Source organism: Rhodococcus sp. GQ147 (assembly GCF_059759155.1).
The window spans coordinates 49,506-58,742 of sequence record NZ_JCAXDU010000025.1 but is presented as its reverse complement, the minus strand read 5'-3'; the positions used below and the strand labels follow the sequence as shown (position 1 = coordinate 58,742).

9 protein-coding genes, 2 tRNA genes and 3 pseudogenes are annotated in these 9,237 nt (G+C 65.8%); 4 read left to right on the top strand and 10 right to left on the bottom strand.

Annotation, left to right across the window (positions count from 1 at the left end; translation table 11 throughout):
• The first annotated feature begins 81 nt into the window (after positions 1-81).
• The 3 genes and pseudogenes from AC6CID_RS22540 to AC6CID_RS22530 all read left to right on the top strand — a co-directional run.
• The gene (locus AC6CID_RS22540; protein ID WP_248846291.1) at positions 82-768 is read left to right on the top strand and encodes a TetR/AcrR family transcriptional regulator; all 687 of its coding nucleotides are present in this window, start codon (positions 82-84) and stop codon (positions 766-768) included.
• A 13-nt stretch (positions 769-781) separates the two neighbouring features.
• Positions 782-1,639, top strand: a complete 858-nt coding sequence (locus AC6CID_RS22535) for a 3-hydroxyacyl-CoA dehydrogenase (protein ID WP_064061576.1) — start codon at positions 782-784, stop codon at positions 1,637-1,639.
• A gap of 45 nt (positions 1,640-1,684) precedes the next feature.
• Positions 1,685-2,430 (top strand): annotated as a pseudogene (locus tag AC6CID_RS22530) (oleate hydratase); the annotation flags it as partial.
• Between the two features lie 298 nt (positions 2,431-2,728).
• Here the strand turns inward: AC6CID_RS22530 and AC6CID_RS22525 are convergent.
• Positions 2,729-3,040 carry a putative quinol monooxygenase gene (locus AC6CID_RS22525; protein WP_006247389.1) on the bottom strand — a complete coding sequence of 104 codons (312 nt, stop codon included), beginning with the start codon at positions 3,038-3,040 and terminating at the stop codon, positions 2,729-2,731.
• A gap of 107 nt (positions 3,041-3,147) precedes the next feature.
• Here AC6CID_RS22525 and AC6CID_RS22520 point away from each other — a divergent pair, with 107 nt between their 5' ends.
• Positions 3,148-4,089 (top strand): GlxA family transcriptional regulator, encoded by a 942-nt coding sequence (locus AC6CID_RS22520; protein WP_498354520.1) that lies wholly within the window; start codon positions 3,148-3,150, stop codon positions 4,087-4,089.
• Between the two features lie 415 nt (positions 4,090-4,504).
• Here the strand turns inward: AC6CID_RS22520 and AC6CID_RS22515 are convergent, their stop codons facing one another.
• The 9 genes and pseudogenes from AC6CID_RS22515 to AC6CID_RS22475 form a co-directional block, all read right to left on the bottom strand.
• Positions 4,505-4,990 carry a hypothetical protein gene (locus AC6CID_RS22515; RefSeq protein WP_033097161.1) on the bottom strand — a complete coding sequence of 162 codons (486 nt, stop codon included), beginning with the start codon at positions 4,988-4,990 and terminating at the stop codon, positions 4,505-4,507.
• Positions 4,991-5,016: 26 nt separating this feature from the next.
• A complete protein-coding gene (locus AC6CID_RS22510; RefSeq protein ID WP_498354519.1) occupies positions 5,017-5,418 on the bottom strand; it encodes a hypothetical protein in 402 nt (133 codons plus the stop codon).
• A gap of 157 nt (positions 5,419-5,575) precedes the next feature.
• A pseudogene (locus tag AC6CID_RS22505) lies at positions 5,576-5,779 on the bottom strand (IS1634 family transposase); the annotation flags it as partial.
• Between the two features lie 220 nt (positions 5,780-5,999).
• Positions 6,000-6,140, bottom strand: a pseudogene (locus AC6CID_RS22500) (IS256 family transposase); the annotation flags it as partial.
• Between the two features lie 163 nt (positions 6,141-6,303).
• A tRNA-Ala gene (locus tag AC6CID_RS22495) sits at positions 6,304-6,376 on the bottom strand.
• A gap of 73 nt (positions 6,377-6,449) precedes the next feature.
• Positions 6,450-6,522: transfer RNA gene (locus tag AC6CID_RS22490), tRNA-Ala, on the bottom strand.
• Positions 6,523-6,668: 146 nt separating this feature from the next.
• Entirely contained in the window at positions 6,669-7,418 is a 750-nt protein-coding gene (locus AC6CID_RS22485) for a DsbA family protein (RefSeq protein ID WP_006550359.1), read from the bottom strand.
• Positions 7,419-7,459: 41 nt separating this feature from the next.
• Complete coding sequence (locus AC6CID_RS22480; protein ID WP_006550358.1) at positions 7,460-7,951, bottom strand: MauE/DoxX family redox-associated membrane protein; 492 nt, start codon at positions 7,949-7,951, stop codon at positions 7,460-7,462.
• A 26-nt stretch (positions 7,952-7,977) separates the two neighbouring features.
• The gene (locus AC6CID_RS22475) at positions 7,978-9,195 is read right to left on the bottom strand and encodes an MFS transporter (protein ID WP_033097228.1); all 1,218 of its coding nucleotides are present in this window, start codon (positions 9,193-9,195) and stop codon (positions 7,978-7,980) included.
• Positions 9,196-9,237: the final 42 nt, after the last annotated feature.

The window sequence follows — 9,237 nt, the reverse complement described above, 5'->3', positions numbered from 1 at the left end:
ACCACAACACCGGCCACGCCTGTCGCCGATCGCGTGCGTACGCCCTTTGCGGTCCGCAAAAAAATGAGTACGCTCATTAATGTGAGCGAGGTGCAGCAGCTTTCAGAGCGCGGACGGCGCCCGGGCGTTCGGGAGATAGAGTCCCGCCGCGAGCAGAACATGCGGCTCAAGCGGGAGCGAATCTTTCGCGCCGCGTCCGACCTGTTGCGTGCGCGCGGGTTCTCCGCAGTGACGACGCAGGAGGTGTCCGCCGCGGCCGGGGTCGCAGCGGGGACCTTGTTCCGGTACGCAGCGACCAAGAGCGAGTTGCTGCTCATGGTCTACAACGAGGCACTCCGGGCATCGATAGATGAGGGCGCCGCGCGTGCGGCGTTGACGCCGGATCCTGCCGCCGCGGTCTTCGCCCGCCTGCACCCGCTCGTCGTCGCTGCCGCACGTGAGCCGGAGAACAGTGCTGCGTACCAGCGGGAGCTGCTGTTCGGCCCTCACGACGCGAAGTTCCGGGCCGAGGGCATGGCGTTGATCTTCGAGCTCGAGGCGTCCCTCTCCGACGCGCTACGACGCGCCGCTCCGACCCTCAGCGACGGGGAGGCACGCGTCGCAGGATCCTCGCTGTTCGCCGTCACTCATCTCGCGATCGCTCGGATGACGGCCTCGGACATCCCCGAGGCTGACGCGATCGACGACCTCAGACGTCAGGTCACGCTCATCGTGACCGGCGTGCTGCACACACCCCGGCGGCCGGATCCGCCGCCCGAGAAGGAATGAAGGAAACAGAACAATGAGCAACATCACACACGTGACCGTCCTGGGAACCGGAGTCCTCGGCACCCAGATCGCCTTCCAGACCGCCTACAGCGGCTTCCAGGTCACCGCATATGACATCAGCAGCGACGCCACCGAGGCAGCCAAGAAGCGGTTCGACGCTCTCGTCACCACCTACAAGGACGACGGAGTCGCGGGGGCAGCCGAGGGGAAAGCGGACGAGGCGCTCACCCGCGTCCGGTTCTCCTCCGACCTCGCCGACGCGGTCGCGGACGCGGATCTGGTCATCGAGGCGATCCCCGAGGTACTGTCCATCAAGCAGGACACCTACCGAAGGCTCGGCGAGCTCGCACCGGAGAAGACGATCTTCGCAACGAACTCGTCGACACTTCTGCCCAGCGACCTCAAGGACTCCACCGGACGCCCCGCCAAGTTCCTCGCGCTGCACTTCGCGAACCGGGTCTGGAAGTTCAACACCGCCGAGGTGATGGGCACCGCCGACACCGATCCGGCCGTGTTCGACGAGGTCGTCGCCTTCGCCGGCAACATCGGGATGGTTCCGATCCCCGTGTACAAGGAGAAGTCCGGCTACGTCCTCAACTCGCTACTGGTGCCGTTCCTCAACGCCGGGTACGCACTCGCCGCCGGCGGATACGCCGAGCCGAAGGACATCGACAACGTGTGGCGGATCGGCACGGGAGCGCCGATGGGCCCCTTCCAGATCACCGATGTCATCGGCCTGGCCACCCCGTACAACATCCTCGCCCACGGCGGGGAGGAGGACCAGGCGCTCGCGGCCTGGCTGAAGAGCGAGTACATCGACCACGGCAAGCTGGGCGTCGCCACCGGCGAGGGCTTCTACACCTACAACTGACCCACGACCGCGGCAGAACAGTCCACGAGAGGACGTGCAAGCCAGATGTACTACAGCAGTGGAAACTACGAAGCCTTCGCCCGCCCCCGCAAGCCCGAGGGAGTCGAGAACAAGACCGCCTGGTTCGTCGGCGCCGGGCTCACCTCGATGGCCTCGGCGGTGTTCATGATCCGCGACGGGCAACTCTCCGGCGACAAGATCACAATCCTCGAGCGCCTGGACCTGCCCGGCGGCGCGCTGGACGGTATCAAGAAGCCGGACAAAGGGTTTGTCATCCGCGGCGGGCGCGAGATGGAAGACCACATGGAGTGCCTCTGGGATCTGTTCCGCACCATCCCGTCGCTCGAGGTCGACGGATCCGTCCTCGACGAGTTCTACTGGCTCAACAAAGACGACCCCAACTACTCACTCAACCGGGTCACACACCGGCAGGGCGAGGAGTTCGTCACCAACAATGAGTTCGGCCTGAGCGAGAAAGCTACGAATCGCTCGTGCTGCCCATGTACCGCTGGCTCCTGGACCAGGGCGTGAGATTCGAGTTCTCCACCGAGGTCACCGACATCGACTTCGTTTTCGACGGCGACCGTAAACAGGCCACCCGCATCCACTGGACAAAGGGCGGCGTGCCCGGCGGCGTCGACCTCAGTCCCGACGACCTCGTGCTCGCCACGATCGGTTCGCTCACAGAGAACTCCGACGACGGCACCCACCACAATGCGGCCAGACTCGACGAAGGTCCCGCGCGGGCGTGGGACCTGTGGCGGCGCATCGCGGCCAAGCATTCCTCTTTCGCCAACGACCCGTCATCGCTGCGACGCGCAACGCGTCTCCCGTCACGGCAACGGATCGCAACCACGACCCGCCCACGGCGCCTCGCGGGACGGAGGGCAAGTTGACACAGTTGCGCTGCCATGGAACCGCGCTGGCTCTCTCGATGACCACCGGTGAAACAGTGCCGCTCCAGGCTTGCGCCTGGTGTTGCCTGGCCTCCTCGTGATCGGCCCGTCGGGGATCGTCAACGTGGTGCGGGTGTCGAGGCGGTCGGGTCCGACGGCTCGGCGGGGCGCGATCGTCTCGTGCGTTGGCGGACTACGGGAGCTTGGACGCGAGGACGTCGGCCGCCAGGATCTCGGGTGCTGCGCCGAGGAGGTGCTGGTTGGCCATCAGGGCTGCGACGATGGCGCCGTTGGCGTGGGCGTCGCGAGCGGCCTCGTCGGGGAATGCATCGAAGATCCAGAAGGTGTCGGCGTGGGTCCTAGCCGCGAACCAGACAATCGTTCCTACTTCTTCGTTGGCGAGTGCGACAGCGCCGGCGAGCAGATCGGCGAGCGCGTCGTGCTGTCCATCGGCCGCGACGATCTTGGCGACGAATGCATACGGAAGTGATGCTGGTGTGGACATGAGGGGTTCTCCTTGAAGTCGGGGTTCTTCGTGGGGCGAGTTCAGCGTATGACGAGCGAGGGCCGATGGGGAGTGGCGTATACGACAGTATTGCTATTGTTCGCGCCATGCGTATCGGACTGATCGCGATCGACGGCTGCTTCGGTTCGGCTGTCGCGTCGGTCATCGACATCGTGCGGGTGGCCGACGGAGCCCGCGGCGATGTCGACCCGCGGATCGACCCGATCGAACTCGCCATCCTCGGACCGAAACGGCGAGTGACCACGACGGCATCGATGACCCTGTCGGTAGACCACCCGCTGTCGGAGTCCGGAGAGTTCGACGTGGTCGTCGTCCCTGCGCTTGGAACCCTCACGGCCGCCGCTACCAACGACGCCCTCCAGAGCCGAGATGCACGTTCGGTCATCACCTCACTCGGGCGCCTCGACGACGCGACCACCCGGATCGCCGCGGCGTGCACCGGCGTGTTCGCCGTCGCCGAGACCGGACGGATGCATCATCGGCGGGCGACGACCAGCTGGTTCCTGGGGCCGGAGTTCCTGAAGCGCTATCCGACCGTCGCCCTCGATCTCGACACCATGGTCGTGGTCGACGGGAACCTCGTCACCGCCGGCGCCGCGTTCGCCCACATCGACCTCGCGCTCTCACTCGTGCGATCGATCAGCCCCGACCTGGCCCAATATGTCGCCAAGCTCCTCATCATCGACGAGCGTCCGTCGCAGGCGGCCTTCGTCGCCTACGAACATCTCCGGCACGAGGACCCGATCGTCGTCGAGTTCGAACGCTTCGTGCGCGCCCGCCTGGACGAACCGTTCAACGTCGCCTTCGTCGCGCAGTCGCTCGGCACCAGCCGGCGCACCCTCGAACGACGAGTCCGTGCGGCGCTCAACCTCACTCCGCTCGGCTTCGTCCAACGGCTTCGCATCGAACGAGCTCGGCACCTCTCAGCAACCACGGACCTCACCTCCGCCGAGATCGCGCTACGGGTCGGCTACGCGAACGCCGAGACTCTGCGCTCCCTCCTGCGCAGGGAGCGACGCCGTTCCTGACCTATCGCCATGCCTGTAGCCGGTGTCCTAGCGCTCGGTTGGAACCACCTCTCAGCACGTCGCGTCGACGCTCCTGCGTCGCCCCTGGACGACCCACTCGACACGCCCGCAGCACAGGCCATGTGACGTGCCCCGGCTTCCCGGACGGTCGGGGTTGGGTGGCTGTGATGTCGCTGCGTTCTCGTCGAGGAGGTCAGCAGACCCGATCAGGGTCGATTGGGATGAGCCGCGAAGGCGGTCAGGTCAGGGCGGCCGAAGCCGGCCGGCGGGGTAGCGTCGGACACGTCGAGGTCTTTCGGATGGATGGCGTAGGAACCTCCATCGTCGGGAGACCTCGACGTCTATCTGCGGACCGACGCGCCCGGCCGACCTACACCGTCATCTGGGAAGAGCCTGTAATGGTCGCACGGAATGCTCAGGCTGGGGAGAAGCGGTAGAAGTATTTGGTGACGTAGAGTTCGTCGACGATGGTGGTGACCATCAGGATGAGGTCGGGGCCGTCGGTGAACAGGTTGCTGTTCATGTCGAGGTCGCTGTCGGAGTACTTGCTCACCCAGGTGCCGTCCACGAGTCGCTCCATGCGGAGGTATGGCGCCACGCTGCTGACGATGCGTCCGTCCTGGTCCTCGATCGAGTCGGTCAGGACGCCCTGCTCCTTCTCGGCGGAGGTCCAGGGGACCTTGGCGCCGCCTCGCATCGAGAAGTGGACCTCGCCGTCGGAGTCGGTGATCTCGAGCGTTTCGCCTCCGGCGGGGGAGATGGTTTCCGGGGTGTAGAGCGAACGGTCGCGGAAGATGATCGCGTAGCTGCCCGAGCGGTGTCCGGCGTCCTGTTCGGAGAAGCCGGTCAATTCCCACCGGCCGAGCAGCGCTGTCGGGTCAGTCGTCTGGGGAGCGGGCATGCCAAGTCCTCTCAGTGGGGGTCGGGTCAGGGGGCCAGCGCGGCTCGAAGCTCCATGGAGTTGTCATCGTTGAAGCGCCAGGCCTCGGCTTCGTTGCCGAGGTGGTAGGTCACGGTTGCGGACTTCGCCTCGAGGTCGCACTGGATCACCCCTGCGACAGGTTCGCCGGGTTGGTATTCCCGGTTGTCGAGCCAAGTGTTGTTGACTACCGCTCTTAGAATCCCAAACGTCTTGGGGTGGATGTCGCCGACGTTATCCTCACGCTGGGGCCCATAAGCGGCGGCAAGGAGTTTTATTGTGTTTGACTCGTAAAAGAGGATAAAGGCAGCGTGGTCTGCGGGATATTCGGCGAGAAAATAGCGGTCGTTGGCGAGTTTCTCGACAAGAGCTTCGACTGTTTCGTTATCAACTGTCAATGTGGTTGGCATTGCTGTATCACTTTATCTTTGATCGGCTAAACGTTTGGCCTGCCTCGTTTTTGAATCTCTCGGTTATGGTTTCGGGGAGGCCAAGTGAACTGTATCCAACGGTAACTTCTGATGCCCGAGAGCCATCCGGTGGGTGGCTTAAAACTATCTCACCTCGGACCACCGCCGAGGCTCGATCCTCCAGCCCGAGATCGAGTTCGTGCTGGTTAGCGTTGATTCGTTGCTTAGCAATCTCGATCAATGCCGCAAGCTCGCCGGGCGTGTGGGCCGAGCCGATGTGCGCGATCATCTGGCGCCGACCGCGGATCTTCTCCCAGATCTGCACGCCGATGGCCCCGGAGGCGGTCTTGGACTGCACCACGTACAGATCCACCACCTCCATACTCCGCTCGATTAGTGACCCGCGCGCCACATGCTCGAACTCGTGACCTGCAGCGATCCTAACGAATTGGCTAGAAACGACGTCAACTCGTGGAACTCAGGTCTGACACGGGGTGATCCTCGCTGATGTCCTGCACCCGTTTGACGAATTCGTCGCCGGGCTGAACCTCGACCGCGTCGACACTCTCGTCGGCTCGTTCCTCAGCGTCGAGTGCGGTTTCGAGCACGGTCTTCGTCAACTGCCCGAGCAGTCCGTTCGGGCCCATCAGTTAGACGCCTTGTTCCTCGGCCTGGGCCAGTAGTTGCTGCGCCAACTCCAGCTGGTTCATCTCGTCCGCCATGGGCTCCAGTGTTTCCGTCATGGTCGATCCTTCCGCCAAGCTCGCTGCTCGGCGTGTCAGGCCGACCCGGATCACGTCAACACCGACATCCCCGAGCCGGTGACCGCAGAAACGAGCCTGCCCCGCACTCAGGCTGGGCAGGTTTCGATTTTCTCAACTTACGTGGAGCTAAGGGGACTCGAACCCCTGACCCCCACACTGCCAGTGTGGTGCGCTACCAGCTGCGCCATAGCCCCTTGCACGGCCCTGACGGGGACCGCCACCGAAGACTACAGGCGAGAGCGTGAACTCTCGCCTGTAGCGATCTTGTGGAGCTAAGGGGACTCGAACCCCTGACCCCCACACTGCCAGTGTGGTGCGCTACCAGCTGCGCCATAGCCCCGTATTCGGTTGTACCGTTGCGCTCCGGTTGACCCCTTCGCGCTGAAAGAAAACTACACCATCGCGCTCGACGCCAACAAATCGGCTGGTAGACAGCGTGACTGTGGCGGGAGCACGCACCGTGCGCAGCTCCCGCCACCGCTCCGTCTATCCGACGAGTTCGGTCACCCAGTTCTCGTCGCCGAGGGCGTCGATAACGGTCCCCTCGTACACGACAGCCGGCGTGCCGGCCGCTCCGGTCGTCGCGAGCAGACGGCGTCCCGCCTCCGCGTCGGCCGAGGCCTGATCGATCCGGGCGCCGTCGGTGATGCACTGCGCGACGTCCTCGGAGGCACCCGCGTCGCGCGCCATCTGCGCGAGACCCGCGTTGTCGATGTCACCGTCGCCACCCTCGGCCGGTTGGTTGTCGGGCGACAGCAGGGCGTCGTGGAATGCGGAGAACGCGCGGGCATCGCCGCTCTCGGCGACGCACTGCGCCGCCGCCACCGCGCGGGTCGAGTAGTCGCCGCTGCTCGACGCCCGGTCGAGGAAAGCGAGCATCCGGTACCGGATCGCCAATTGGCCGTCGTCGATCGCCTGGGCGAGCTCCTGCGAGTGCTTGTGTTCGAGTTCGGCGCAGTAGGGGCACAGCGGGTCCTCGAACAGGTCGACGGTCCGTGGGGCGTCGGGGCGGCCCAGCAGGATTGCGCCGTCGTCCTCGATCGACACTTCCACCGCGCCGTTCTGCACGGAGCCGTAACCGTCGTTGCGGGGATCGCCGCTGCCCGACGACCACAGGACACCACCGATGACGAGCGCACCGATCACCAGGATCGCGATGCCGCCGAGAATGTAGGTGACCCTGTTCGACGTCGGCTGCGGTGTGTACTTGCCGGATGAGACCTTCTTCGCGCTCACGGATGCTGCCCTCTACTGCTCGTCGGTGGGGAAGGACGATCTCACTCTGCCATCGACGGCTGAGGGGCCGCTGAGAGGGAAGCACATGAACCCGGACCGAGCGCGAACCAGGTGCGCGGCCGGACGACCAGCCATATCGACATCGCCAGGAAGCCGACGTCGCGGGCGATCTCGATCGCGTAGTCGCGGCCGTCGACGCCCTCGACCACACCTCCTCCCCCGAAGCAGCCGCAATCGATCGACAGGCCGCGCGCCCACGCCGAGGCGATCGCGGCGACGAGCGCGACCAGCCCCAAGGCGCTGACGAGCGCTGCGAAGCGCGTCGCGAGACCGACGAGCAGGACCAGGCCCAGGGCCAGTTCGAGAACGGGGAAGGCGGCGGCGAACGGCCGCACCCAGCCGGCGGGCAAAATCTGGTACGCCCGTACCGCCACGACGGTCTGCGTCGGATCCGAGAACTTCACCCAACCGGAGACGAGCCACACCGCCGCCAGACCGTATCGGGCGAGCGTGGAGACGAGACCGACCCACATGCCGGCGACAATACCGGGCGGTCGTCTCACCGCGCCGTGTCGTCGGTCACCTGTGTCGCCTGCTCGACGACCCGGGGGCGTCCGACGACGAACCACGGCAGCGTCGCCGCTAGCATGATCACACCCGTGACCGCGAAGGCCGTCGAGTAGGACAACCGGTCCGCGAGGAAGCCTGCGGCGACCGGACCGATCACCGCGCCGACATCGGCGACCATCTGGAAGGTCGCGAGCACCGGCCCGCCCCGGGCCTTGCTGCCCACGACGTCGGCGACGGCGGCCTGCTGCGAGGGATTCGACAGCCCGGACCCCATACCCGCCACGAACGAGGTGATGAGGAACCAGACGACGCTCTCGGTGAATCCCATGGCGATCGTGCTGACCCCGCACACCACCAGACCGGCCAGGACGAAGGGTCGCCGCCCGAACCGGTCGGACAGCTTGCCCGACTTGATGAGGACGAGTGCGTTGCCCACCGCGAAGGCGGTCAGCGCGACACCCGCGAACGCCTCACCCTCGTCGAGCGCCTCGACGACGAACAGAGGCACCATCGCCACGCGGACCCCGAACACCACCCAGCCGTTGGCGAAGTTCGATCCCAGCGCCGCGCGGTAGACCGGCGAGCGCAGCGCGTCGCGCAGGCGCATGACGGGCACGCCGTCCCCACTGTCGGGACGGGCGAGTTCCGACGAGCGCAGGCTGATCCCCACGACCGAGGCCGCGACGAGCAGCGCCACGGCGTAGATGAGAAAGGGTGCGCGCAGCCCCAGTCCGATAAGGGCACCGCCGAAGAGCGGGCCGAGGATGTTGCCCATGAGGAAGCTGGTCGCGTACAGGCCGGACACACGCCCGCGGGCGTCCGGGGGCGCGATCCGCACGAGCAGACCGAGCGCCGACACCGTGAACATCGTCGACCCGATGCCGCCGAGGGCCCGGAAGACGAGCAGCTGCCAGTAGCTCGCCGCGAATGCGCACGCGCCCGTCGACAGGGCGACGATGAGCAGGCCCGTGATGTAGACGGGCCGCTCCCCCAACTTCTGCACCAGCGACCCGCTCGCGGGTGCGAAGAGCAGTCGCATCGCCGCGAACGACGACACGACGACCGTCGCCGCCGTCACACCGACGTCGAAGCTTCGCGCGAATTGGGGCAGCGCGGGAGCGACGAGACCGAAGCCGAGCGCGATCACGAAACTCGCGACGACCAGAACCCAGATTTCCCGCGGCAAAGCCGCATCACGTGTCCGCATGATGCCCACGATGTTAGCGAGGCGCACGACCTCGCCCGGTCG

Excerpts from the sequence above, each read along its gene's own strand:
- AC6CID_RS22535 (WP_064061576.1), top strand. The coding sequence starts at position 782 with ATGAGCAACATCACACACGTGACCGTCCTGGGAACCGGAGTCCTCGGC.
- AC6CID_RS22525 (WP_006247389.1), bottom strand. The coding sequence starts at position 3,040 with ATGTCCACACCAGCATCACTTCCGTATGCATTCGTCGCCAAGATCGTC.
- AC6CID_RS22520 (WP_498354520.1), top strand. The coding sequence starts at position 3,148 with ATGCGTATCGGACTGATCGCGATCGACGGCTGCTTCGGTTCGGCTGTC.
- AC6CID_RS22515 (WP_033097161.1), bottom strand. The coding sequence starts at position 4,990 with ATGCCCGCTCCCCAGACGACTGACCCGACAGCGCTGCTCGGCCGGTGG.
- AC6CID_RS22510 (WP_498354519.1), bottom strand. The coding sequence starts at position 5,418 with ATGCCAACCACATTGACAGTTGATAACGAAACAGTCGAAGCTCTTGTC.
- AC6CID_RS22480 (WP_006550358.1), bottom strand. The coding sequence starts at position 7,951 with ATGTGGGTCGGTCTCGTCTCCACGCTCGCCCGATACGGTCTGGCGGCG.
- AC6CID_RS22475 (WP_033097228.1), bottom strand. The coding sequence starts at position 9,195 with ATGCGGACACGTGATGCGGCTTTGCCGCGGGAAATCTGGGTTCTGGTC.